We start from the raw sequence: 452 nt of genomic DNA, 5'->3' as shown, positions 1-452 counted from the left end.
GCCAGCTGCATTCTTCGATCACCAATTCTGGCTTACTTCTTTGTGCAGTGTGTTCCGCCGAATGTTGCACTGGAAGCAGGTTCTCTTCGCAACTTGCTCGTGCGGCGCATCTTTGCATTGCGCAAACGTTGACCAGTTCTCGGTCCAAGTACTGAATCTGCTCGGCGAACAGACGGATTCGAATTCTGCCTTGCTGTCTGTAGTGGAGCGCTGGAACCTCGCCCGTTTCCTCGGGGCACTCTCGCAGTTTGGGCTTCAGGGTAAGCCATTGAAGAAGGCCTCACGTCAGACAGAAAATGTCGATCAACTGCTGGTGACGGTTGGCGCACCGTTGATCGCTGATCAGTCTGCCTGCTTTGAATTGCTTGATCGCCTCCGTGCTCCTCAGGCCAGCGTGAAAAACGTCCCACTACTGTCGGAAGTCTTTCCGCATTTGTTAGTAATGCTTCGCA

1 protein-coding gene is annotated in these 452 nt (G+C 53.3%); it reads left to right on the top strand.

Translation table 11 applies throughout. From position 1 onward, the window contains the following. A partial coding sequence (locus tag FQ755_RS37365; protein WP_186308536.1) for a hypothetical protein occupies nt 1–452 on the top strand: 452 nt, incomplete at both ends.

This window comes from Paraburkholderia sp. BCC1885, from assembly GCF_900996235.1.
Taxonomy (GTDB): Bacteria; Pseudomonadota; Gammaproteobacteria; order Burkholderiales; family Burkholderiaceae; genus Paraburkholderia.
The sequence above is the reverse complement of the archived record's forward strand: the minus strand, read 5'-3'. Positions and strand labels throughout refer to the sequence as shown.